At 62.4% G+C, this 23,568-nt stretch carries 19 protein-coding genes; 10 read left to right on the top strand and 9 right to left on the bottom strand.

Translation table 11 applies throughout. The features are described from left to right. Positions 1-260 precede the first annotated feature (260 nt). The 4 genes from EM6_RS06700 (at position 261) to EM6_RS06685 (ending at position 7,328) form a co-directional block, all read left to right on the top strand. The gene (locus EM6_RS06700; protein ID WP_126421261.1) at positions 261-2,852 is read left to right on the top strand and encodes a glycoside hydrolase family 3 protein; all 2,592 of its coding nucleotides are present in this window, start codon (positions 261-263) and stop codon (positions 2,850-2,852) included. 176 nt (positions 2,853-3,028) lie between these two features. Continuing rightward, complete coding sequence (locus EM6_RS06695) at positions 3,029-4,618, top strand: sodium/sugar symporter (RefSeq protein WP_126421259.1); 1,590 nt, start codon at positions 3,029-3,031, stop codon at positions 4,616-4,618. Positions 4,619-5,043: 425 nt separating this feature from the next. Then, on the top strand, positions 5,044-5,958 hold the full coding sequence (locus EM6_RS06690; protein ID WP_126421257.1) for a 5'-methylthioadenosine/S-adenosylhomocysteine nucleosidase: 915 nt from the start codon (positions 5,044-5,046) through the stop codon (positions 5,956-5,958). A 50-nt stretch (positions 5,959-6,008) separates the two neighbouring features. Beyond that, positions 6,009-7,328 (top strand): NCS2 family permease, encoded by a 1,320-nt coding sequence (locus EM6_RS06685; RefSeq protein WP_126421255.1) that lies wholly within the window; start codon positions 6,009-6,011, stop codon positions 7,326-7,328. A 95-nt stretch (positions 7,329-7,423) separates the two neighbouring features. Here EM6_RS06685 and EM6_RS06680 read toward each other — a convergent pair whose 3' ends face one another. From EM6_RS06680 to EM6_RS06665, 4 genes are all read right to left on the bottom strand, one after another. Then, positions 7,424-7,663, bottom strand: a complete 240-nt coding sequence (locus EM6_RS06680; RefSeq protein WP_126421253.1) for a hypothetical protein — start codon at positions 7,661-7,663, stop codon at positions 7,424-7,426. A 301-nt stretch (positions 7,664-7,964) separates the two neighbouring features. Further along, the gene (locus tag EM6_RS06675) at positions 7,965-8,180 is read right to left on the bottom strand and encodes a hypothetical protein (protein WP_126421251.1); all 216 of its coding nucleotides are present in this window, start codon (positions 8,178-8,180) and stop codon (positions 7,965-7,967) included. Then, positions 8,177-10,009: a ferrous iron transporter B gene (gene feoB, locus EM6_RS06670; RefSeq protein ID WP_126421250.1), complete on the bottom strand. Its 1,833-nt coding sequence runs from the start codon at positions 10,007-10,009 to the stop codon at positions 8,177-8,179. The genes EM6_RS06675 and feoB overlap by 4 nt, the downstream gene beginning before the upstream one ends. 15 nt (positions 10,010-10,024) lie before the next feature. Continuing rightward, complete coding sequence (locus EM6_RS06665; protein WP_126421248.1) at positions 10,025-10,261, bottom strand: FeoA family protein; 237 nt, start codon at positions 10,259-10,261, stop codon at positions 10,025-10,027. A gap of 226 nt (positions 10,262-10,487) precedes the next feature. Between EM6_RS06665 and EM6_RS06660 the strand changes: the two genes are divergently transcribed. From EM6_RS06660 to EM6_RS06645, 4 genes are all read left to right on the top strand, one after another. After that, complete coding sequence (locus EM6_RS06660) at positions 10,488-11,756, top strand: 3-phosphoshikimate 1-carboxyvinyltransferase (RefSeq protein WP_126421246.1); 1,269 nt, start codon at positions 10,488-10,490, stop codon at positions 11,754-11,756. Positions 11,757-11,963: 207 nt separating this feature from the next. After that, positions 11,964-12,707 (top strand): molybdate ABC transporter substrate-binding protein, encoded by a 744-nt coding sequence (gene modA, locus EM6_RS06655; protein WP_126421244.1) that lies wholly within the window; start codon positions 11,964-11,966, stop codon positions 12,705-12,707. A gap of 4 nt (positions 12,708-12,711) precedes the next feature. Continuing rightward, positions 12,712-13,389, top strand: a complete 678-nt coding sequence (gene modB, locus EM6_RS06650) for a molybdate ABC transporter permease subunit (protein ID WP_126421242.1) — start codon at positions 12,712-12,714, stop codon at positions 13,387-13,389. Next, positions 13,386-14,072, top strand: a complete 687-nt coding sequence (locus tag EM6_RS06645; RefSeq protein WP_126421240.1) for an ATP-binding cassette domain-containing protein — start codon at positions 13,386-13,388, stop codon at positions 14,070-14,072. The genes modB and EM6_RS06645 overlap by 4 nt, the downstream gene beginning before the upstream one ends. 33 nt (positions 14,073-14,105) lie before the next feature. On the opposite strand, the gene EM6_RS06640 is transcribed toward EM6_RS06645, so the two are convergent. The 4 genes from EM6_RS06640 to EM6_RS06625 form a co-directional block, all read right to left on the bottom strand. Then, entirely contained in the window at positions 14,106-14,357 is a 252-nt protein-coding gene (locus EM6_RS06640) for a hypothetical protein (RefSeq protein ID WP_126421238.1), read from the bottom strand. A 71-nt stretch (positions 14,358-14,428) separates the two neighbouring features. Continuing rightward, positions 14,429-15,196, bottom strand: a complete 768-nt coding sequence (locus EM6_RS06635; RefSeq protein WP_126421236.1) for an SDR family NAD(P)-dependent oxidoreductase — start codon at positions 15,194-15,196, stop codon at positions 14,429-14,431. Between the two features lie 4 nt (positions 15,197-15,200). Continuing rightward, on the bottom strand, positions 15,201-16,901 hold the full coding sequence (locus EM6_RS06630) for a GH39 family glycosyl hydrolase (protein ID WP_232037010.1): 1,701 nt from the start codon (positions 16,899-16,901) through the stop codon (positions 15,201-15,203). A 55-nt stretch (positions 16,902-16,956) separates the two neighbouring features. Beyond that, a complete protein-coding gene (locus EM6_RS06625; protein WP_126421234.1) occupies positions 16,957-19,323 on the bottom strand; it encodes a glycoside hydrolase family 2 TIM barrel-domain containing protein in 2,367 nt (788 codons plus the stop codon). Positions 19,324-19,520: 197 nt separating this feature from the next. Here EM6_RS06625 and EM6_RS06620 point away from each other — a divergent pair, with 197 nt between their 5' ends. Both EM6_RS06620 and EM6_RS06615 read left to right on the top strand, forming a co-directional pair. Then, complete coding sequence (locus EM6_RS06620) at positions 19,521-20,432, top strand: SMP-30/gluconolactonase/LRE family protein (protein ID WP_126421232.1); 912 nt, start codon at positions 19,521-19,523, stop codon at positions 20,430-20,432. A 135-nt stretch (positions 20,433-20,567) separates the two neighbouring features. Further along, entirely contained in the window at positions 20,568-22,682 is a 2,115-nt protein-coding gene (locus tag EM6_RS06615; protein WP_126421230.1) for a malate synthase G, read from the top strand. 13 nt (positions 22,683-22,695) lie between these two features. Here the strand turns inward: EM6_RS06615 and EM6_RS06610 are convergent, their stop codons facing one another. Next, a complete protein-coding gene (locus EM6_RS06610; protein WP_126421228.1) occupies positions 22,696-23,544 on the bottom strand; it encodes an IclR family transcriptional regulator in 849 nt (282 codons plus the stop codon). Positions 23,545-23,568 lie beyond the last annotated feature (24 nt).

Raw genomic sequence — 23,568 nt, 5'->3', positions numbered from 1 at the left:
AAATTTCGGCGCAGGCGTGAAAAATCATGAGAAAACCCGCGGCGTGTCAATGATTTAAAGGTATGGCGGTTTTTGACGGGGGAGGTGAGAAAATCGTTTTCACAGACGCTTGGCGTGCCTTTCGCCCTGTCTCGCGGCTTGACGCTCTCTGATAGCGCTGTCATTAAGTGAGGCGCTCAAAGCGGCGGTTGCACGCTTTCGGGCCCGATATACAAATAAGACCGGCAAACGAAACGCCGCGGGAAGAAGGAAGAGAAGACATGCGCAAATCTATGAAGGGCGCGCTGAAAGCCAGCGTGTCCGCAGGCCTTTTGCTGACGGCCCTGGCGACTTCGGGCTGCGTCACCCTTATCGAGAGCAAGGGCAAGGCGGAGCCAACGCCGGTGGCGGCGACCCCGGCCGAGGTGGCGACGCCTGCCGCCGTTGAGGTCAACCCCGTGTGGCCGACGACGAAGGATGCGGGTCTGATCGACGCCGATGTCGAAGCGAAGATCGACGCCCTCATGGCCGACATGACTTTGGAGGAAAAGGTCGGTCAGACCGTGCAAGCCGATATTTCGGCCATCAAGCCAGAAGACCTCAAAACATACCCGCTGGGCTCGATTCTGGCCGGTGGCAACTCGTCCCCCGGCGGCAATGAGCGCGCCACGCCGCAACAATGGCTCGATCTGGCCGACGCCTACTGGCGCGCCTCGCTGGAATATCCGTCAAAGAGCAAGATTCCGCTGCTGTTCGGGATTGACGCCGTGCACGGCCACTCGAACCTCGTCGGCGCCATCATCTTCCCGCACAATGTCGGTCTGGGGGCCACGCGCAACCCGCAACTGATGAAGGATATCGCCCGCGTCACCGCCTATGAAATGTCGCTGGCCGGCGTGGACTGGACCTTTGCGCCGACGGTCGCCGTATCGCGCGACAAGCGCTGGGGCCGCGCCTATGAGTCCTATTCGGAAAACCCCGCCGATGTCGCGGCCTATGCCGGCAAGGTCGTCGAAGGCCTGCAAGGTGACACGGGCGGCGATGAGGGCATCAAGCCCGGACACATTATGGCTTCGGCCAAGCACTTCCTCGGTGACGGCGGCACGCTGAACGGCAAGGATCAGGGCGACGCCCAGATCAGCGAAGAGGAACTGGCCAACATCCACAATGCCGGCTACCCGCCGTCGATCGAAGCCGGGGCCTTGTCGGTCATGGCCTCCTTCTCCTCGTGGAACGGTGAGAAGCTGACCGGCAGCAAGTACCTGCTGACCGACGTGCTGAAGCACCGCATGGGCTTTAACGGCTTCGTCGTGTCCGACTGGAACGCGCAGGGTCAGGTGCCGGGCTGCACCACCACCTCGTGCCCGCAGGCCTTCAATGCCGGGATCGACATGTTCATGGCCCCCGATTCGTGGAAGGGCATTTATGAGAACACGCTGACTCAGGTGAAGTCCGGCGAAATCTCCGAAGACCGCCTGAATGACGCCGTGCGCCGCATCCTGCGCGCCAAGATCAAGGGCGGCCTGTTCACGCTGGGCGCGCCCAAGGATCGCCCGATGGCCGGTCACTGGGAAAATCTGGGCAAGGCCGAAAACCGCGCCGTGGCGCGTCAGGCCGTGCGTGAGTCTCTGGTTCTGCTGAAAAACAATGGCTCGCTGCTGCCGGTGAAGGGCGGGGCGAACGTGCTAGTGGCTGGTGACGGGGCCGACAATATCGGCAAGCAGTCGGGCGGCTGGACCATCACCTGGCAGGGTACGGGCAATGCCAATTCCGACTTCCCCAACGGTCAGTCGATCTTTGGCGGCATCAGCGACGCGGTGAAGGCGTCGGGCGGCAAGGCGACCCTGTCGGTCGATGGAACGTTCAAAGGCAAGAAGCCGGACGTTGCCATCGTGGTGATCGGCGAAGACCCCTATGCCGAATTCCAGGGCGACCGTCCGAACCTCGACTACCAGTCGGGTGAGCGCAAGGATCTGGCCCTCATTAAAAAGCTGAAGGCCGCCGGTATCCCGGTCGTCACCGTCTTCCTGTCGGGCCGTCCGATGTGGGTGAACCCGGAAATCAACGCCTCTGACGCCTTTGTGGCGGCCTTCCTGCCGGGCAGCGAAGGCGGCGGCGTGGCTGACGTGCTGATCGGCGACAAGGCGGGCAAGGCGCGCAACGATTTCAAGGGCAAGCTCAGCTTCTCGTGGCCGAAGTTCGCCAATCAGCAGCCGCTGAACCTCAACACGCCGGGCTATGATCCGCTATTTGCCTATGGCTACGGCCTGACCTATGCCGACAAGGGCGACCTGCTGCCGCTGTCCGAAGACTCCGGTCTGAAAGACGCCGGTGTCGTCAATGTCGATACCTACTTCAATGCCGGCCGCGTGCGCGCGCCGTGGACGTTCTATCTCGCCGACGCCGATGGCGCGGTGGCGGGCGATCACGGCACGATCAAGTCGCCGAAGGGCGTGGTCACTCAGGCCACGGTCGATGCCGGGGCTCAGGAAAACGGCCGCCTGCTCACCTTTACGGGGCAGGGCAAGGGCGAGGCCTATTTCGCCAGCGATGTGATTGACCTCAGCCGTCAATCGACCGGCGAACTGGCTATCTCCATCACCTATAAGCTTGAGGCGGCCCCGACCGGACCGGTGCATCTGGCGCTGGGCCGTGACCGCTTCGTCTTCCAGGAAATGGATGTCGCCAGCCTGCTGAAGGCCGACGGTCAGTTCCATACGCTGAAGGTCAAGCTGAACTGCTTCGCCGCTATCGGTCAAAACATGGCCCAGATCGGTATGCCGTTTGCGCTGCGTTCGGAAAAGCCGCTGAAACTGACTTACACGTCGGTCAAGCTGGCCTCCAACGAAGGCGATGCGGTCTGCCCGAAATAGGCGGAACCGACAGGACGGAAAAAACCAGACGCGGTGGGGCTCACTCCACCGCGTCTTTTTTTGAGGCGTGCCGATCGTCTTTTGCTGACGATTGCACATTGCCAAATTCTAAATTTCGATTAATTGTGTGACAATTGCTGCGCAACAGACGCCGCAAAAACACACAGGGGGCATCCATGCTTTCAGGTTTCCTGCCCGCCACCAACATACTGGCGGACGTCGATCTCTATATCCTGCTGGCCTATATCGTCGGCATCTTCATTCTGGCGCAGGTGGTGTCGCGTCGCAAGTCCAGCGAGGCCGTGACCTCAAAGGGCTACTTCCTCGCCGGCAATCAGTTGCCGTGGTGGGCCATCGGCGCGTCGCTGATCGCCGCCAATATCTCGGCCGAACAGATCATCGGCATGTCAGGGTCCGGTTTCCGCATCGGTCTGGCCATCGCCTCCTATGAGTGGATGGCGGCGATCACCCTGATCATCGTCGGGAAATACTTCCTGCCGGTGTTTATCAAGAACGGCGTCATGACCATGCCGGGCTTCCTTGAACAAAGGTTCGGCCCCAGCGTGAAGTACCTGATGGCCGTTTTCTGGCTGGTGCTCTACGTTTTTGTCAACCTGACCTCGATCCTGTGGCTGGGGGCGACGGCGATTTCGGGCGTCACTGGCGTTGAGCCCATCTATGCCATCGTCGCCATCGGTATTTTTGCTCTGGCCTATCAGATCAATGGCGGGCTGAAGGCCGTGGCCCTGACCGACATCGTGCAGGTGGCCCTGCTGATCCTTGGTGGTCTGATCATCGTCTATATCTCGTTCTCGAAGATCGGCGGCGACGCGGGGGTTATGGGCGGTCTGCACACCCTCTACACGCGCTTCCCGGAGCATTTCGACATGATCCTGTCGAAGGACTCGCCCTTCTATAAGGACCTGCCTGGTATCGCCGTGCTGGTCGGCGGCCTGTGGATCATGAACATCTCCTACTGGGGCTTCAACCAGTACATCATCCAGCGCGCGCTGGCGGCCAAGTCGCTCAATGAGGCGCAAAAGGGCATTGCCTTCGCCGCCTATCTCAAGCTGCTGATGCCGGTTATCGTGGTGTTTCCGGGCCTCGCCGCCCTGATCCTCGCGCCCAATATCGAAAAGGCCGACCACGCCTATCCGGCCATGATGCAGCTTCTGCCCAGCGGCCTTCTGGGCCTCGTCTTTGCGGCGCTGGTGGCGGCGATCATCGCCTCGCTGGCCTCGAAGATCAATTCCATCTCGACCATCTTCACGCTGGACGTGGTGGCCCCCCTGAAAAAGGACATTCCGGATCAGAAGCTGGTGACGATTGGCCGTATCGCTTCGGTGGTGTCGGTGATCGTGGCCATGGCGGTGGCGCAGCCGCTGCTCGGCAAGACCGATCAGGCCTTCCAGTTCATTCAGGAGTTCACCGGCTTCTTCACGCCGGGCATCGTGGTCATCTTCGCACTGGGCATGTTCTGGAAGCGCTGTTCGACCGCCGGGGCCTTTGTAGCCGTGGCCGCCTCGGTCATCCTTTCGACCGTGGCCAAATACGCGCTGCCCGATGTGCCCTTCATGGACCGCGTCGGCTATGTCTTCCTGGCGTCTCTGGCCCTGTGCGTGCTGGTGTCGCTGATCGTACCGAACAAAAAGCCGGTCTCGACCCTGACGCTGGAAGGGGTCAGCTTCAAGACCTCGACGGCGTTCAACATACTGGCGATCGGTGTGGTGATCGTGCTGGTCGCCCTCTATGGCTTGCTGTGGTAGGGATAGGCGGAAACAACGGGAAAAGCGCCTCGCTTGCGGGGCGCTTTTTCGTTTTTACACATAGCGTTGTAACGGAATCTGAGCATTCGTGACGTTTGATGAACGATAAATGCACACATATAACCGGCCGAAGATGCTGACCGCATCCGGCCGTTGAAAACTCGAGAATGTCTCATATGTATTAGCTACATGAGACATTCTCGAAAGGCATACCAAGAGTCATTTCCAATGACCCTTGGTATCAGGGAAGATACCGTGACATCGAAGGCTCTCAAAACCGTCCTGCCGCCGCTGACGACGATCAGGCCCCCGGCAGCGCCACGCCGGGTCAGGTGATGTACGATGCCATTAAACTGGACGTGCAGTAATCATTTGCGTCTCCCATGAAGCCGCGTTAGCTTTTCGCATTTGCGAAGAGGTGACGTATGCGGGTGTGGGGCCTCTGTCTGGCGATGGTGATGAGCGTAATGATGACGATGACGGCGCAGGCGGCGGCCTATCTGGATAAAACCCCGCGCATCGGCGTCATCTCGGCCTTTGAGCCGGAATGGCAGGCCCTGATCGGGCGGTTGAAAGACGCCCAAAGCTACAGCCTCAATGGCATGAAGTTCGTCACCGGCACGCTGGAGGACAAGCCCGTCGTCCTGACCATGTCGAGCATGTCTATGGTCAATGCGGCGATGAATACGCAGTTGCTTATTGATCGCTTCCACGTCGAGCGCATCGTCTTTTCGGGCATTGCCGGGGGCATCGACCCGTCCCTGAAGATCGGCGATGTGGTCGTCCCGGCGCGCTGGGCGCAGTCGCTGGAAACCATTATGGGCCGCAAGACCGCCACAGGCTTCGTCAAGCCGGACTGGCTGACCTGGGCACCGGACGGCATGGAAGCCTATGGTATGATCATCCCCAGTTCGGTGGTGGTGGGCAGCGCCAAACACGCGCCCGCGCCCAGGGTGTGGTTTGAGGCCGATCCTGCCATGCTGGCGGTCGCCGCTAAACTTGAGCAGACGGAATTGGCCCACTGCACGGCGGACGGGCGCTGCCTCGATCACAGGCCGCAACTGCATGTGGGTGGGGATGCGGTATCGTCGCCGGCCTTTGTCGATAATGCCGATTACCGCGACTATCTGCACCGCGCGTTTAATGCCCGCGTGGCGGATATGGAAAGCGCGGCGGTGGGGCAGGTGGCCTTTGCCAATGACGTGCCGTTCATCGTCTTCCGCAGCCTGTCCGATCTAGCGGGCGGTGACGAACACGCCAATCAGATGGCGACCTTTATGGCGCTGGCTTCGGAAAATTCAGCCGCGGTGGTGTGCCGGTTTATCCGGGCCTTGCCATAATAGAGGGCGCCTCCTGAAATCAGGGGAGGAACTTAAGGAGTGGGGACGATATGGGCTTTCTTGACAGATATTTTGGCCTGAGCGCACAGGGCACCACGGTGCGGACCGAGGTGATGGCCGGTTTCACCACCTTCCTGACCATGGCCTATATCGTGCTGGTCAATCCGGCCATCCTGTCGCAGACGGGGATGCCGCTGGCGGCGGTGGCGGCGGCGACCTGTGCATCGGCGGCCTTTGCCTCGATCCTGATGGGGCTGGTGGCCAACTATCCGCTGGCCATGGCGCCGGGCATGGGGCTGAACGCCTATTTCACCTTTACCGTGGTCAAGGGGATGGGGCTGCCGTGGCAGACCGCGCTGGGCTGCGTCTTTCTGTCGGGCGTGTGCTTTCTGTTGCTGACGCTCGGCGGGGTGCGTCAGATGATCGTCAACGCCATCCCCAAGCCCCTGTTCGCCGCCGTAGCGGGCGGGATTGGCCTGTTTATCGCCTTTATCGGCCTGAAAGAGGCAGGGATCATCGTCGCCAGCCCGGCGACCACCGTGGCCTTGGGAGACCTCAAAACACCGGCCCCGGCGCTGGCGCTTCTGGGGTTGCTGATTATCGCCGTGCTGAGCGCCTGGCGCATTAAGGGCGCGGTGCTGATCGGTATACTGGCGACGACGGCAGCGGCGTGGGGTCTGGGGCAGGTGACCTATCAGCCGACGCCCTATGACCTCAAGGCGCTGACCGCGACGGCCTTCGCACTGGATATCCCGGCGGCGCTCGATATCGGCAAGACGGGTTTCGGCATCCTTGAAATCATCTTCGTGTTTCTGTTTGTCGATCTGTTCGACAATGTCGGCACGCTGGTCGGCGTCTCCAAGCGCGCCGGGCTGATGCAGCCGGACGGCAGCATCCCGCGCCTCAACAAGATCCTGTTCACCGACTCGATCGCCTCGATGGCCGGGGCGGTGATGGGCACTTCGACCGTCACCAGCTATATCGAAAGCGCGGCGGGCGTGGCCGAAGGCGGCCGCACGGGCCTGACGGCAGTGGTGACGGGGTTGCTGTTCTTGGTGGCGCTGTTCTTCGCCCCCTATGCGCAGTTCATCCCGGCGGCGGCCACCGCTCCGGCTCTGATCATCGTCGGCGCGCTGATGATGGCCCCGCTGAAAGAGATCGACTGGGAAGACGCGGGTGTCTCTGTTCCGGCCTTCCTGATTCTGATCGGGATTCCGCTGACCTTTTCCATCGCCAACGGGCTGGCCTTCGGCATCACGGCCTATGCGGTGATCAAGCTGCTGCGCGGTCAGGCGCGGCCTGGCGACTGGCTATTGCTGGTGCTGGCCGGGCTGTTTGTGGCACGTTTTATCTGGTTGAGTGCGGGCTAAGCCTCATGCCGAAAAGTGGACACCACTTTTCGGATATACATGAGGCGTCAAAAAAACAAACGTGCTCAGATGTTTAAATCCGCCGCCATTAAGGCTTAGGGGTTTGAAGTTCCGGTTTTTTCCACGCGATTGGCCTCATAGGCCGCATCCGGACCTTTTGCGGTCGGGCTGTCGCGGTTGGTGGCGGTAAAGGCGATGACAAAGCCGATCAGGACGATCACAAGGGCGATAATGCCCCACGGCAGACGACGGCGCGGCAGATTGCCGGGACCTTCGGGGCCGCTGCGGGTCAGCGCGTCGCCGCGCGCGTGCAACGGGTCTTCGGAATGGGTCATGACAGGGCTCCAAAGACTCTCAGGATGCGCCCTGCGACGGAAAACCACAGTGCCAAAAGCCCGCTCATTTGTAAGAATGCCCTATCGACGCTCTGTGTTGCGTTGCATTCACAAAGCCCATTGCGTTTGTAACTTTTGTTGAAGAGGCTTGTCGCTTAAGGTCTTGCGTTTTGCTGCATCGCAAACTAAATTGAAGATGTTCAGCGCGCTGCGCTGATTGCCCTTCCTGGGCGTTTCCTCCCTGTAAACTTTAAGCCGCGCCGCAATGCGCGGCTTTTTTTTGCCCGAAATCCGGGAGTGTTTAGCTTTTGGGGGGAAGATCGAAATTCAGCGTCTTACAGCCATTGCACGACGCGCAGCCGGAGTCGCACCCGGCGGCCGTTTTGGCAGCGGCCTTAAACCCCAGACGGCGGGTCACGCCTTCAGCGGTTTTGGGGAACAGGCGGCGTGCCATCAAGGCGGCAGCCACGACCACAATGGCGGCGACGATCAGGGTCTGGATCAGGTCGTAGCTCATCCCGTCACCATCTTCGTTACGCTATAGGTCAGGAACGAGGCCAGATAGGCCAGACCGAACAGGTAGCCCGTCGTCAGGCCGACGAACTTCCACGAATTGGTTTCGCGGCGGATGACGGCAAGAGTCGAAAGGCACTGCGGCGCAAAGATGTACCAGGCCAGAAGCGAGAAGCCGGTAGCCAGCGACCATTGCGCGGCGACCGTGGCCTGCAACTGATTGGCCACGGCGTCTTCGGAGCCGGAAATGGCATAGACCGTCCCCAGCGCCGACACAGCCACTTCGCGGGCGGCCATGCCGGGGATCAGGGCGATACAGATTTCCCACGTAAAGCCGATGGGGCGGAAGATCGGCTCGATGGCGTGGCCGATCATGCCGGCAAAGGAATAGTCGATGGCCGGCTGCGTGGCATTGGCAGGCGGGCGCGGGAAGGTGGCGAGCACCCACAACAGCGTATTGGCGGCGAAGATGACGCCGGTGATTCTGCGCATAAAGATGCCCGCACGCTCCCACAGGCCCAGCGCCAGATTGCGTGGATTGGGCAGGCGGTAGGAGGGCAGCTCCATCAGCAGCATGGCCGGGCTCTTGTCCGTGCGCAGCAATTTCATCACCCAGGCGACGATCAGGGCCGACAGGATACCGGCGATGTAAAGGCCGAACAGCACAAGGCCCTGAAAGCTGAGGACACCCCATACCTGACGTTCGGGGATGAAGGCGGCGATCAGCAGGGCATAGACGGGCAGGCGCGCCGAACAGGTCATCAGCGGCGCGATCATGATGGTAGTCAGGCGGTCGCGGATGTCGTGGATGGAGCGCGTGGCCATGACGCCCGGAATGGCGCAGGCAAACGACGACAGCAGCGGAATAAAGGCCCGCCCGGTCAGGCCCGCCCGCGCCATCAGCGTATCGAGCAGGAAGGCGGCGCGCGGCAGGTAGCCCGACTCTTCGAGCACCAGAATAAAGAAGAACAGGATCAGGATCTGCGGCAGGAAGACCAGCACCGAGCCCACCCCGCTGATCATGGCGTCGGCGATAAAGCTCTGCAACAGGCCTTCGGGCATGTGGGCGCGTACCATTTCGGCGGCCCAGCCGAACAGGCCCTCAATCCCGTCCATCAGCGGCGTCGCCCAGGCGAAGACGGCCTGAAACACCACAAACATCAACAGGGCGAGGATGGGTAGGCCAAACACCGGATTGAGCAGGACGCCATCCAGTTGGTCGTCGATCTTGGCCGTAAAGCTCGGCATGGTGACGGCCGCGTTGAGAATATCGCGCACCTCAAGGTGCACGTCGCGCTCGGTCGCGGCGATCTTCGGCGCTTCGATCGACTGCGTGTCGATGTGATCGATCAGGTGTTTGGCACCGCCCCCGGCAATGGCCACGGTCTGGATAACCGGAATACCCAGCAGGGCCTGAAGCCGGTCCTGATCAATATGGATGCCGCGCTTGTGCGCCGCGTCCATCATGTTGAGCGCCAGCACCATCGGGCGGCCCAGCTTGCGGATTTCCAGCACAAAGCGCAGGTTGAGGCGCAGATTGGTCGCATCGGCCACGCAGACGATCACGTCGGGTGCACCGACTTCGGCCACCTTGCCCATACAGACGTCGCGGGTGATGATTTCGTCGGGGCCCAGCGCATCGAGGCTGTAGGCACCGGGCAGGTCCAGCACCTTGATCGTGCGGCCGGACGGGGCGGTAAAGCTGCCTTCCTTGCGCTCGACCGTCACACCGGCGAAATTGGCGACCTTCTGGCGCGCGCCGGTGAGCTGGTTGAACAGGGCGGTCTTGCCGCAATTAGGGTTACCCACGAGCGCGATCAGCAGTCCGGACATCTCAGCACGCGCTCCTTACGCTGTACGCACCTGAACCCGGTCGGCTTCGGCACGGCGCAGCGCGAAACGGGTAAAGCCAATCTGGATCAGCAGGGGTTCGGCCCCGAACGGGCCTTTGGCCACGACCTTCACCGGCTCATCGGCGACGAAACCCAGTTCGCGCAACCGACGGCCGACGCGGTCATCGGCACCGAAATCGGCGACATCGACGACGATGGCGGCGCTATGCAGAGGCAGATCGCTGAGTTTCATATCGGGGACGCGGGTCAGACTTGCAAGTGAGAATGATTATAAAGTGGCTCTTACGCAATTGAAACCGTCCTGACAACGGTTTTGTCCGTTCCCTGTGATCTCAGGCGTCAGGCAAACGGTTTCAGATGCAATAAAAACAAGCGACTGCGCGGCCTGCGGCGGATGGCTGCACCCTTTACGAACGCCCTCTCAGTGTTTAGGAAGCGCCTGTATCGCGGAGCTTGTTATGAATATCGACGCCTTCCCTCAGCTTGAAATCGTGCCGGTCACCGGGCCGATCACCGGGGCCGTGGTGGTGCCGGGCTCGAAATCCCTGACCAACCGCGCCTTTCTGGTGGCGGCGCTCGCCAAGGGGGAAAGCACGCTGTCGGGGGTGCTGACCAGCGACGATACGGTGCATATGGCCACGGCTTTGAAGCAGATGGGGGTTGAGATCGAGGCGGTCGATGCCACCACGGTAACCTTGAGCTCGTCGGGCAAGCTGAAAGCGCCGGCTGAGCCGTTGTTTCTCGGTAATGCGGGTACAGCGACGCGCTTTCTGACGGCGGCGGTGGCGCTGGCCGACGGGGCGGTGGTGATCGACGGCGACGCGCACATGCGCAAGCGGCCCATCCTGCCGCTGGTTGAGGCCCTGACGCGGCTGGGGGTCGAGGTGTCGGCCCCGACCGGTTGTCCGCCGGTGACGGTGATGGCGCGCGGCGGCTTTTCCGGCGATGTCGTCGAAATTGACGCCGGTTTGTCGAGCCAGTACGTGTCGGCGCTTCTGATGCTGGCGGCCTGTGGCGAGACCGCGGTTGAGGTGCGGCTACGTGGCGATCACGGCATCGGTGGGCGCGGCTATATCGACCTCACTCTGGGTGTGATGCAGGCCTTTGGCGCGAAGGTGTCGCAGCCGTCTGACGGCGTGTGGCGCGTGGAACCCACCGGCTATGTGGCCGCAGACTATCCCATCGAACCGGACGCGTCCTCCTGCACCTATCTGTGGGCGGCCGAGGTGCTGACCGGTGGCCAGATCGACTTTCAGATGGACACGGCGGCCCTGACCCAGCCGGACGCCAGGGCGCGCGACGTCATCATGAGCTGGCCGCACATGCCCGCCGTTATCGACGGCTCGCAAATGCAGGACGCGGTGCCGACACTGGCCGTGCTGGCGGCGTTTAACCAGACGCCGGTGCGCTTTGTTGGTATTGCCAATCTGCGCGTCAAGGAGTGCGACCGCGTGAGCGCCGTGTGTGACGGGCTGAACGCCCTGCGCGCCGGGCTGGCCCACGAAGAGGGCGACGACCTGATCGTCCATGCCGATCCGGCGCTGATCGGGGCGACGACCAAGGCCGTGATCGACACGCACAATGACCACCGCATCGCCATGTGCTTTTCGCTGGCCGGACTGATAATGGCGGGCGTGGTGATCGACAATCCGAAATGCGTGTCCAAGACCTTCCCGACCTATTGGGACGTGCTGGAAAGCCTCGGTGTGGGGTTGAAGCATCCGTAGGGGTTAGCCACCAAAAACACGAAAAGTCACGAACGCTGCGCGTGTGGAAACGTCTTTGCCCGCAGGGCTATTTGACAAGCGTGGGACATCCCTGTTCAGACGCTTCGCGCCCAGTATCCGCGCAATGAAGTTCGTGTCTTTTCGTGTTTTTGGCTGCGCCGAACTACGTTTCGTGGCTAAATACCTTTTCTCATGCCGACATACCCCATGCAAACCCTTAGTCGTCTTCTGCTGATCGCCCTTGCGCTGTTTGCCGTGCCGGCTCTGGCGCGGGCCGAAGAGGTGCGCGTCGCCGTCGCCGCCAATTTCACCGATACGGCCAGACTGATCGCCAGCGCCTTTGAAAAGAAGACCGGCCACACCGTCACCCAGAGCTTCGGGGCGTCGGGTCAGTTCTATGCGCAAATAAAAAACGGCGCGCCCTTCGATGTCTTCCTCAGCGCCGATGCCGAACGCCCGCTGCGCCTTGAGGCCGAGGGTCTGACCGTCAAGGGCACGCGCTTTGTCTATGCCTATGGCAAGCTGGTCCTGTGGAGCGCCGATAGGCGCGTGGACGCCAAGGGCGCGGTCCTCAGCAAGGGCACGTTTGATAAGCTGGCCATTGCCGATCCGGCGGCGGCTCCTTACGGCGTGGCGGCGGTCGAGACCCTGACCCGGCTGGGCCTCTATGACCGCCTGCAAGCGAAGATCGTCAAGGGCGGCAATATCGCCCAGACCTATACCTTCGTGGCCACGGGGGCGGCGGAACTGGGATTTGTCGCCCTGTCGCAGGTGCAGGGCAAGGGCGGATCGTCGTGGCGGGTGCCGGCCCACCTCTATACGCCCATTGATCAGCAGGCCGTGCTGCTGAACACCGGCGCGAGCAACCCCGCCGCCAGAGCCTATATGGCCTTTCTGCGCTCGCCGGAAGCGGTGAAGATCATCCGTTCGCACGGCTACGAGGTCCGCTGAACCCATGTGGGAGGCCATCCGCGTCACCTTGCTGCTGGCCGCCGTGACCACGCCCCTGCTGTTGCTGCTGGCGACGCCGCTGGCGTGGTGGCTGGCCAAAGGGACGGGGTGGGTGCGCGATACGGTGGCCGCCGTGGTGGCCCTGCCCATCGTCCTGCCGCCGACGGTGCTGGGCTTTTATCTGCTGATCGCGCTGGGGCCGCACAGCCCGCTGATGGGGCTGTTGCAGCCGTTCGGCGTCCGGACACTGGCCTTCACCTTTACCGGGCTGGTCATCGGCTCACTGGTCTATTCGCTGCCATTTGCCGTGCAGCCCATCCGCAATGCGTTTGAGGCCATGGGGCCGCGCCCGCTGGAGGTGGCCGCCACCTTGCGCGCCTCGCCCTGGGACGCCTTCTGGTCCGTCGCCCTGCCGCAGGCACGACGCGGCTATGTGACGGCGGCGCTGCTGGTCTTTGCGCACACCATCGGTGAATTTGGCGTGGTGCTGATGATCGGCGGTGCCATTCCGGGGCAGACCGAGGTCGTCTCCATCCGCATCTTTCAGGCGGTGGAACAGCTCAACTTTGCCGAAGCGCATCTGATCTCCGGCGGCCTGCTGGCCTTCTCCTTCGTGGCCCTGATGGTCATGCTGGTCATCGACCGGCGCTTCGGCGCGCGCTCGGCGGGGATACGGCCATGATTCAGGTCGATTTGAGCGGGCGGGTCGGTGATCTTGCGCTGTCGGTGCGCTTTGAGGCCGGGTCCGGACTGACGGCGCTGATGGGGCAGTCCGGGTCCGGCAAGACGACGCTTCTGCGCGCTATTGCCGGACTGGAGCGCCTGAGCGGGCGGGTGCAGGTGGGCGACGCCGTCTGGCAGGCCGAGGACCGCTTTGTGCCCGTGCACAAACGCGCCGTCGGCTATGTGTTTCAGGAGCCGTCGCTGTTTAGCCACCTGTCGGTCGAAGGCAATCTCGATTTTGCCCTTAAGCGTAGTCCACAAAATGTCGATAAAACCGGAATTATCGAACTGTTGCGCATTGGCGCTATGCTGCCGCGTCAGGTTGCCCGGCTGTCGGGCGGGGAGCGTCAGCGCGTAGCGATGGCGCGGGCGTTACTGTCCGGACCGGAGCTGCTGCTGATGGATGAGCCGCTGTCGAGCCTCGATCAGGCGGCGCGGGCCGAGATACTACCGCTGATCCGCGACGTGGCCGAGCGCGTGCCGGTGCTCTATGTCAGCCACGACCCGCTGGAGGTGGCGCGCCTGACGCAGCAGGTCATCTACATCCAAAACGGACGCCTGAGCGCGCGCCCGGCGGTGACGCTGGATGGCCTGTCTCAGGCCGAAATCGAGGCGCTGGCGCTCAAGGCCTTGGGTTCATAATCTACACCCCGACAAGTAGGGAGGTATAAAGGATTACATCCCCGTCGAGATGGCGGCGGTGGCATCGGGCACTTTTTGCAGCTCAGAGGCGGCGACCTTGCCGACCGGAAAGCGGTCGTCGTCCCACACCACATGCACCATATCGGAACCGCCTTTGCGGGCTTCGCCGGGCGGCACGATCAGGTTGTCATCGGCGGGGTCATGGCTGACCGTGCCGAGGCCTTTTTCGGTGTGTTCGACGCGCTCGCCGTCCTCAAAGCTGTGCGGGGGGATGTCGTCGGTCATGGGCACGCTCCTTATCACAGAAGGCGCCATGATCGAAAAACCGGCATAAGGAGGCAATGGTGTAAGGCGCGCTACGGCATATACTGCCCGCCATTGATATGCACGATCTGACCGGTGACGTAACCGCTCATGCGATCGGAGGCCAGATAGAGCACCGTGCCCACGCAGTCCTCCGGCGTGCCGATGCGCCCCAGTTGCGTGGCGTTCTTCATCGCCTCCATGCGCTCGGCCGGTGTTGCCGCGTGGAAGGGCGTGCCAATGACGCCGGGCGCGATGGCGTTGACGCGGATGCCGCGTTTGGCCAGGTCGCGCGCCATGTGCCGTGTCAGATTGTGCACATAGGCCTTGGCGCAGGCATAGTGGCCTGACCCGGGCCCGCCGCCATCATTACCCGCAATCGAGCCGACATTGATGATGCCGCCGCTGCCCTGCTGTTCGATCAACGGCACGGCGGCCTGAGAAGCGTTGATCACCGCGCGCACATTGAGGTTCATCACCGTGTCATATAGCGCGTCGTCGATTTCCATGAACGGGCGTCGGCCGCACAGGCTGCCGGCATTGTTGACGAGGATGTCGAGCTTGCCGAGCTTTTGCGCGGCTGCCTCAACCATGCCTTTGGCCGTTTTCGGGTCGGTCAGGTCGGCCTGCACGATCACCGCCGTGCCGCCCGCAGCCGTGATGGCGTCGGCTACGGTCTGCGCGCCTTCGGCATTGGAGGCGTAATGGATGGCCACCGCCGCGCCGCAGTCGGCAAAGCCCCTGGCGACGGCGGCGCCTATGCCCGACGATGCGCCGGTGACGAGTACGGATTTGCCTTTGAGGTCATTGAGCATGGTCATGTGTCTATTCAATAATCAGTAGGGTGACGCCCTGACGCATTAGCGTCAGGTTCAGGGTGGACTGTCCGTTTGCGACCCTCAGTGCCGGCAAGGTTTGCGGGTGCATGACGGACGCGGCTTCGAGCTGTTTATATTGATCCTGATCCGGTGAAGGCGGTGCGCCCATCTTTTGCCAGGTCGTATAGGCATTGGCGGTATCCGGATCAACGCGGTATTGCGTAACCTTGCGCGAAGCGGCCTTGCCAAGGCCGTTCAGGGTCAGGGCGATCTGGGCGTCCGGCCCTTTCAGGTCGTCATCATTATAGTGCCAAAGCAGCACGGCGATGTGCTGACCGTCGCGCGTGGCCATGACGCCGACGTCGTTTTTCTGAGTGACGCTGGCCATCATCTCATCGAGCGGCACCTGCGCCGAAGAGGTGGCGCTGAGCCGCTCCGGCCCCAACTTCGCATACAGGCGGAAGACATTCAGCACAGGCAGGTCGATGCCATTGGTGGCCAGTTGCCGATAGCCGGCGAACCACGGCTGATCTTCAAAGGTGAAGGCCCAGGTCAGGACGCCTTCCAGATTGACCTTATGCCGTTCGGACAGCTCCCAGATGCGGGCAAAGGAGGCCGCCGTATAGCTGGAATACATGGTGCCGTTGCGATAGCCATTGGCCTTGCCCGGACAGGCGGCGCAGCCTTCGGGGTCGCTTTCGCCGATCACGATGGGGATGTTTTTGAGTTGGGGAACCGCCGCGATCTTTTTAAAGCCATTGTCGATGGCCTTGAGCTGGCTGACCATGCCCATGCGGACGTAGCCCCCCTCCCTGGCATCACCGACGAAGGTCGGCTGCCCCTTGGCATGGAAGGCAAGGAAGTCCGTCGGCGTGCCGGTCTGACCCGTAGCGTAGTTGGTGCCTGAGACGACGTGTTTCAGAAACCCGTCCATAAAGGCCCCGCCGGAACCGGCCACGTCCGGCCCACCCACCCGCGCTTCGGGCAGGGCGCGCTTGACGCCCGCAATGGCGTAGTCGTGCGTCTTGTGGAATTCTTCCGGCGTGCCCTTCCAGTAGGAGGGGCCATTGGGTTCGTTCCACACCTCGAAATACCACGTCAGGACTTCGTCGCGGCCATAGCGTTCGACATTGTGCTTCGTCCACTGATAGACCAGTTCCTCCCATTTGGCGTAGTCCTTCGGCGGATAGTTCCAGCCCCCTTCGATCAGCTCATAGCGAAAGCCCGGCCGCCACGCATGGCGATAGGGCGTGCCTTCCGGCGCTGACGACAGGGCCTCAGGCATAAATCCGATTTGTAGATAGGGCCGCACGCCGCGCTGAAGATAGGAGTCGATGATCCCGTCGGTGATCATCCAGTTATAGACCGGCTTGCCGTCCTTATCTTCGGTATAGGCGTTGGTGGAGCCCCACTTGAAGGCCGGGGTGCCATCGCCGGTATTCAGCAGATTATGCGCACGGAAATAGACCTGCCGGGGCTTCAGCGCCCCCAGATGGCCAAGCAGTTTCTGCCCGTCCTTCATGGTGGCGTAGTTGGGCTCATCCGCCCCGAAAAAGCGCCAGACGGGCTTGAGCGGGCCGGTGGATTGGGCGGCATCGACCGTCACGGTTACCGGGAAGGACTCTTGCGCCAGCGAGGGCACGGCGAGTGAGGGCAAGGCCAGGGCGAGCAGGGTAGTGGTCAAAGCGAGTTTGCGCATCATGGACATCCTGTGGCCCCCTCTCCCGTCTGGGAGAGGGCTGAGGTAAGGGAGAGAGATGCGTCTACTCTTTCGCATCCAGCGTCACCGTTGCGGGTTTCAGGCCCAAACCGGAGACCGTGACGCGAATCTTGCCCTTTGTGTCGTTGGCACGCACCATGACCAGGGCCCGGCCGTTCCACGCCTTGCGGGTGGGGGACGAGAAGATGGTCGAGTCGGTGGGCGACCCATTGTCAAAGGCCGCCAGTTGCCCCGCGCCTTCGACGGTCACACTCAGGGTCTGGGCCGCATCTGGCACGCGCACGCCGTTCTTGTCCACCACCTCGGCCCGGATAAAGCCGACATGATCAAAGCCGGGCTTCAGCGCGGTCTGTTCCGCCGTCAGGCGCACCGCCACGGGGGCGGAGGCGGTCTTCAGTTCATCCTGCGCTACGACCTTACCGGCGGCATCATAGCCCACCACGCGGATTGTGCCGGGGGCGAAGGGGACGTCGTATCTGATGGCGCTGTCGTCGGCATTCCTCGGCTTCCTGCCCAGTGACTTCCCATTGAGGAACAGCTCGACCGTCGGTGTATTGGCGACGATTTCGACCTTCTCTGTGTGCGGTCCGTTCTCCTGCGGCGTCCAGTCATTGAGCACGCCCGGCCCCTTCGGCTGAGGCATGGCGACGCCCACCATGGTCGGCAATTCCGAGGTGTCGATCACTTCGGTGACGCGGCGCCCGATCCTGACCACGGGGGTTTCCGCCCACCATGAGGCGCGCTCCCAGCCGATGGGCTTCACCACGTCCGTGCGGTCCACCAGCCCCGACGGGTTGGAAATAAACGGCCATCCGGCACGGTCGGCTTCGCCCAGATAGTCCGCCCCGGTCCACAGGAACATACCGGCATAGGGGGCATAGTCACGCACCGGCACCCAGGAGGATCGGTTTTTGGAGTTTTCCGTGCCGATGATCTTGCGCGTCGGCTTGTCCTTATGCGCTTGAATCAGCTCGTTTTCGCGGTAGTTCTGCCCCACCACGTCCAGCAGGTCGGCCAGCCCGTTCTTGTAGTCGCCGGTGGTGTTCGGGCGGAACAGGGCCATGGTCACCGGACGCGACGGGTCTTCTTCATGGAAGATGTTTTGCAGGCGCGTCAGGATCGACTTGGCGACAATCGGATAGGGCGTATCGTGGATTTCATTGCCGATGGACCAGATGATGACCGACGGATGGTTGCGGTCGCGTCTGGCGAAATCGCGGGCATCCAGCGACGACCAGTCGGTAAAGAACAGGTGGTAGTCCTTTGGGCTTTTGGCCACCGTCCACATATCGAAGGCCTCGTTCATCACTACGATGCCAAGCCGGTCGCACAGGTCGAGGAATTCCGGTGAAAAGGGGTGGTGCGCCGTGCGGATGGCATTGACCCCCAGGGCCTGAAGGCCGCGCAACCGCCGCTCATAAAAGCTCAGCGGCACGGCCATGCCAAAGGCCCCGCCATCGGCATGGATGGCCGTCCCTTTCAGCTTGATAGTGCGGCCATTGAGCCAGAAGCCGGTATCGGCGCGGAATGCGATGGTGCGCACGCCAAAGGTCGAACGGTCGGTTTCCAGCACTTCGCCCGTATCGGCCACCACCTTGACCTCGGCGGTATAGAGGTTGCCCTGACCGATATCCCATAGCTTCGGCTGGGCCAGCGCCCCTTCGGCGCTGAGCTTGGTGACGCGCCCGGCGGGCAGGGTCTGCGCTGCGCCCTTAAACGTCCCGGCGGGCTTGCCATCCGGGCCGGTGAGGGTGATTTCCAGATGCGCCGTGCGGTCGGTCTTCGATTGATTTCGAATGGCGCTTTCGACCTTCACCGCGGCCGATGCGGCGTCGATTTTGGGCGTCGTGACATAGGTGCCCCAGCCCTCGACATGGATGTCGCCGGTGACGATCAGTTTGACGTGGCGATAGATGCCGCCCCCGGCGTACCAGCGCGACGCCGGCTGAGCGGAGGTGTCGGCGCGCACGGCAATCACATTGTCACCGTCTTTCAGGTGGTCGGTAATTTCATAGCGCACGCTGGAATAGCCGTTGGGGCGGTGGCCGACGTGCATCCCGTTGATCCACACGCCGCCGCGTTCCATAACGCCGCCCAGTTCGATAAAGACACGCTTGCCCTTCAGCTCTGGCGTCAGGGCAAAGCTCTTGCGATACCAGGCCACACCGGTCGGCAGCCAGCCGCCTGAGCCCGTGGAGGCGGCCGTCTGATCAAACGGCCCGGCAATGGCCCAGTCGTGCGGCAGGGTGACGGGCTTCCAGTCGGCGGCCCCTCCGGCCACGCTTTCCGCGCCTTCGATATCGCCTTTGGCAAAGGTCCAGCCCGCATCGAAATTGACGGTTTCACCGGCCATGGCGCCCGATGAAGACAGCATCAGCGCGGCCACAGCCACGACGTATCGTTTCAGCATGTTGTTTCCCTGTTTCGCCCGCCGTTTTCCGGCCTGTTTCATTTTACGGAGAATCGCGCCTGCACCGTCGGGCGTTGCGCTTTTTTGATTAGTAATGACTGAAATTGAGCAGCGAGCAAGTGAATTATATGATGGTTACGGCGGGTTTGATTTTCGGGGTCGCTCCGGTGTAGCCAGAGAAAAACCGGAGACATCACATGTGGCAACCGTCAGAGATTTATCCCGATCCGTCCATCGAAAGCCTCGATCCGCGCTTTGACACGTACCGCCTGTCTCTGGCGGCGGTGGAGCGTCTCTATGAGGGCACGCGCTGGGGCGAGGGGCCGGTATGGTTCGGCGACGGGCGCTACCTGCTGTGGAGCGACATCCCCAATGATCGCATCCTGCGCTGGGACGAAGAGACGGGTGCCGTGTCGATCTTTCGCAAGCCGGCGGATTTCGCCAATGGTCACACGCGCGACCGGCAGGGGCGGCTGATCTCGTGTCAGCACGGCACGCGCAGCGTCACGCGAACTGAATATGACGGCACGATCACGACGCTGGCCAGCCATTATCAGGGCAAGCGGCTCAACTCACCCAATGATGTGACGGTCAAAAGCGACGGTTCAGTGTGGTTCACCGATCCGCCGTTTGGCATCCTGGGCGATTACGAAGGTCACCGCGCAGACCCCGAACTGCCGACGAACGTCTATCGCTGGACGGAGGCGGGCTTAAGCGTGGTGAGCGACGCCATCGACCGGCCCAACGGCATCTGTTTTTCGCCGGATGAGCGGTTGTGTTACATCGCGCAGTCGGGCGAGCCCAAACGCATCTGGGTTTTTGAAGTGGCGGGCGACAGCCTGACGAATGGCCGGGTGTTTGTCGAATGCGTGCCTGGGCAGCCGGATGGCTTTCGCTGCGACGAAGACGGCAATCTGTGGTGCGGCTGGGGCGGTGGGCCGGGCCTCAATGGGGTGCGCGTCTTCGCGCCGGACGGCACGGCCATCGGCCATATCCACCTGCCCAATCGCTGCGCCAATCTGGTGTTTGGCGGACGGGCCCGCAACCGCCTGTTCATGACGGCAGGGCAGTCGCTGTTTGCGCTGTACGTGAATACGCGCGGCGCATAGTACCAAAAGTGGAAATTATTTATCGAATAAAAACAGATATTTATATTTAAATTGATTTCTGGAAATAATTTCCGGAAAAATTGACCCGCTGGGCCATGAGCGGTTATCCTCGCATCAGTTAAAAAGGAAACCGCTATGGCCTACACCCCTGTCTCCGGTATCGAGGTTGATGACATCCTGTGGCGCTTTGTCCGCGAAGAGGCCCTGCCGGGCTCCGGCGTGGCCGAGGCGGCGTTTTGGGACGGGCTGGCCGGGCTTATCCGCGACTTCGCGCCGCGCAACGCCGCCCTTCTGGCGCAGCGCGACGCCTTGCAGGGGCAGATCGACGACTGGCACCGCCACCACGCCTTTGAGCCGGTCGCCTATAAGGCTTTTCTGAGCGAAATCGGCTATCTGCGGCCCGAACCGGCGGCGTTCACCGTCACAACGGCCAATGTCGATGACGAGATTACGCGCCTGAGCGGGCCGCAACTGGTCGTACCGGTGTCCAATGCCCGCTACGCCCTGAACGCCGCCAATGCCCGCTGGGGCAGCCTGTATGACGCCCTCTATGGCACGGATGTGCTGGGGCCGGCTCCGGCGGCGGGCGGCTATGACGCCGCGCGTGGTGCGGCGGTGCAGGCGGCAGCCAAGGCCTATCTCGATGAATTCGTGCCGCTGGAGGGTCTCAGCCACGCCGGGGTCACGGCCTATGCGGTGGTGGATGGACAGTTGCGGGCCAATGGCGCGCCGTTGGAAGACCCGTCGCAGTTCGTCGGTTTCAGAGGCCCGGCCGATGCGCCGCAGTCGATCCTGCTGCGCCATAATGGTCTGCATATCGACATCCATATCGATCGCCAAAGCCCGGTGGCCGATGCGGCGGGCGTCGCCGATGTGGTGTTCGAAGCCGCCCTGTCGGCCATTATGGACATGGAAGACAGCGTCGCCGCCGTCGATGCGGTGGATAAGGTCGGCCTCTATCGCAACTGGCTGGGCCTGACGCGCGGCGACCTGAGCGAACAGTTCCACAAGGGCGGTCAGGTGCAGACGCGCCGCCTCAATCCCGACCGCACCTATACGGCCCCCGATGGTCAGGCCTTCACCCTGCATGGGCGTAGTCTCATGTTAGCGCGCAATGTCGGTCTGCATATGTACAGCGACATGGTGCGCCATAACGGGCAGGCCGTGCCGGAGGGGCTGATCGACCTGATGATCACCGCCCTGATCGCGCGCCACGACGCCGGCCGCAACAGCCGCACGGGCTCGGCCTATATCGTCAAGCCCAAGATGCACGGGCCGGACGAGGTGGCCTTTGCGGTCGAAACCTTCGCCGTCGCCGAGCGCGCCGTGGGCCTGCCCGAACGCACGCTGAAGATCGGCATTATGGACGAGGAGCGCCGCACCAGCGTCAATCTGAGGGCCTGTATCGAAGCCGCCAGGGACCGCGTCTTCTTCATCAATACGGGCTTCCTCGACCGCACGGGCGATGAAATCCATACTTCGATGGAAGCGGGCCCGGTCCTGCGCAAGGGCGAGATCAAGGGGGCCATCTGGATCAAGGCCTATGAGGACTCCAATGTCGATTGCGGCCTGATCGCTGGCCTGCCCGGCCACGCCCAGATCGGTAAGGGCATGTGGGCCGCGCCGGATATGATGGCCGATATGATGGCGCAGAAGATCGGCCATCCAAAGGCGGGGGCCTCGACCGCCTGGGTGCCGTCACCGACGGCAGCCACCCTGCACGCCCTGCATTATCACCGCGTCGATGTCGCCGCCGTGCAGGCGCAGTTGCGCGCCCGCCCGCGCGCCTTGGTCGATGATATTCTGACGCCGCCACTGGCGACGCGGACCTACAGTGCTGAAGAGATTGCCGAAGAACTGGACAACAATCTGCAGGGCATTCTCGGCTATGTGGTGCGCTGGGTCGATCAGGGCGTGGGCTGTTCCAAGGTGCCGGACATACATGATGTCGGCCTGATGGAAGACCGCGCGACCTTGCGCATCTCCAGCCAGCACGTCGCCAACTGGCTGCGGCACGGCTGGGTGTCTGAGGCACAGGTATTGGAGCGCCTGAAACACATGGCGAAGGTCGTTGATGCGCAAAATGCCGGTGATCCCGCCTATCGCCCGATGGCGCTGACCTATGAGGGTGAGGCGTTCAAGGCGGCCTGTGACCTGTGTTTTGAGGGTGCGCAACAGGCCAATGGCTATACGGAGTTCATCCTCCACGCCCGGCGACAGGCGGCGAAACAGGTGGTGGAACGGGCATAACACCCTCTCCCGTTTACGGGGAGAGGGGGTTCAACAGGTGACCGCCGATCAGCGCAGTGATGCGGGCGGCGGTTTCGCGCACCTGTTGCGCCCGTTGCGGCAGGCGGTCATCGCTGAGGCGTAAGGACGGGCCGGACAGCGATATCCCGGCGCGCGCTTCGCCATATTCATTGAACACCGGTGCGGCGACGCAGCGCATACCGATATGGGCCTCTTCGTCGTCCAGCGACCAGCCGCGCGCCCGGATGGCGCTCAGATCGCTGCGTAGGGCTTCAGGCGTGATCAGGGTCTTGGGCGTGTATTGCGGCAGGTCGCGGCGTTTCAGCAGGGCCTCCAGAGTGCGATCCTCAAGCTGCGCCAGCAGGGCCTTGCCGATACCCGACGCATGGGCCGAGCGGCGGTCGCCGATGCGGAAAAAGGCGCGGATGGGGGCTTCGCATTCGACCTGCGCCACGAATACCACTTCGAAACCGTCAAGCATGGCCAGATTGACCGTCTCGCCCGTCGCCTCCATCAGACGCAGCATTTCCGGTCGCCCGGCGGTGAGGATGCGGTTGCGGCGCTGAAAAGCCATGCCGATGCGCAAGGCCTCGATGCCGATGGACCATTTCTGCGACGGCTCGTCCCAACTGACCAGATCGTGCGCCGACAGGGTGGCCAGAAGCCGGTGCGCCGTCGAGGCGGCCAGTCCCGCCTCACGCGACAGTTCGGTCAGGCTCATCCCGTCGTGGGCCGACAGCACTTTCAGCAGGCCCAGCGCCTTTTCCAGCGACTGATTGGTCGACGGGGCGTCGGGTTTCAGCCGGTCTTCGCGCGGGCGACCACGCGGGCGGGACGGGGTGGGTTGGGGGGAGTTGACCATAAATGGAAACTATTTCCAAAATGC

Origin of the sequence: Asticcacaulis excentricus (genome assembly GCF_003966695.1) — a bacterium.
GTDB lineage: Bacteria > Pseudomonadota > Alphaproteobacteria > Caulobacterales > Caulobacteraceae > Asticcacaulis > Asticcacaulis excentricus_A.
The sequence above is the reverse complement of the archived record's forward strand: the minus strand, read 5'-3'. Positions and strand labels throughout refer to the sequence as shown.

Excerpts from the sequence above, each read along its gene's own strand:
- EM6_RS06620 (WP_126421232.1), top strand. The coding sequence starts at position 19,521 with ATGTGGCAACCGTCAGAGATTTATCCCGATCCGTCCATCGAAAGCCTC.
- EM6_RS06635 (WP_126421236.1), bottom strand. The coding sequence starts at position 15,196 with ATGACCATGCTCAATGACCTCAAAGGCAAATCCGTACTCGTCACCGGC.
- EM6_RS06645 (WP_126421240.1), top strand. The coding sequence starts at position 13,386 with ATGATTCAGGTCGATTTGAGCGGGCGGGTCGGTGATCTTGCGCTGTCG.
- EM6_RS06680 (WP_126421253.1), bottom strand. The coding sequence starts at position 7,663 with ATGACCCATTCCGAAGACCCGTTGCACGCGCGCGGCGACGCGCTGACC.
- EM6_RS06660 (WP_126421246.1), top strand. The coding sequence starts at position 10,488 with ATGAATATCGACGCCTTCCCTCAGCTTGAAATCGTGCCGGTCACCGGG.
- modB (WP_126421242.1), top strand. The coding sequence starts at position 12,712 with ATGTGGGAGGCCATCCGCGTCACCTTGCTGCTGGCCGCCGTGACCACG.
- EM6_RS06695 (WP_126421259.1), top strand. The coding sequence starts at position 3,029 with ATGCTTTCAGGTTTCCTGCCCGCCACCAACATACTGGCGGACGTCGAT.
- EM6_RS06700 (WP_126421261.1), top strand. The coding sequence starts at position 261 with ATGCGCAAATCTATGAAGGGCGCGCTGAAAGCCAGCGTGTCCGCAGGC.
- EM6_RS06625 (WP_126421234.1), bottom strand. The coding sequence starts at position 19,323 with ATGCTGAAACGATACGTCGTGGCTGTGGCCGCGCTGATGCTGTCTTCA.
- feoB (WP_126421250.1), bottom strand. The coding sequence starts at position 10,009 with ATGTCCGGACTGCTGATCGCGCTCGTGGGTAACCCTAATTGCGGCAAG.
- modA (WP_126421244.1), top strand. The coding sequence starts at position 11,964 with ATGCAAACCCTTAGTCGTCTTCTGCTGATCGCCCTTGCGCTGTTTGCC.
- EM6_RS06640 (WP_126421238.1), bottom strand. The coding sequence starts at position 14,357 with ATGACCGACGACATCCCCCCGCACAGCTTTGAGGACGGCGAGCGCGTC.
- EM6_RS06665 (WP_126421248.1), bottom strand. The coding sequence starts at position 10,261 with ATGAAACTCAGCGATCTGCCTCTGCATAGCGCCGCCATCGTCGTCGAT.
- EM6_RS06685 (WP_126421255.1), top strand. The coding sequence starts at position 6,009 with ATGGGCTTTCTTGACAGATATTTTGGCCTGAGCGCACAGGGCACCACG.
- EM6_RS06610 (WP_126421228.1), bottom strand. The coding sequence starts at position 23,544 with ATGGTCAACTCCCCCCAACCCACCCCGTCCCGCCCGCGTGGTCGCCCG.
- EM6_RS06690 (WP_126421257.1), top strand. The coding sequence starts at position 5,044 with ATGCGGGTGTGGGGCCTCTGTCTGGCGATGGTGATGAGCGTAATGATG.
- EM6_RS06615 (WP_126421230.1), top strand. The coding sequence starts at position 20,568 with ATGGCCTACACCCCTGTCTCCGGTATCGAGGTTGATGACATCCTGTGG.
- EM6_RS06630 (WP_232037010.1), bottom strand. The coding sequence starts at position 16,901 with ATGTCCATGATGCGCAAACTCGCTTTGACCACTACCCTGCTCGCCCTG.
- EM6_RS06675 (WP_126421251.1), bottom strand. The coding sequence starts at position 8,180 with ATGAGCTACGACCTGATCCAGACCCTGATCGTCGCCGCCATTGTGGTC.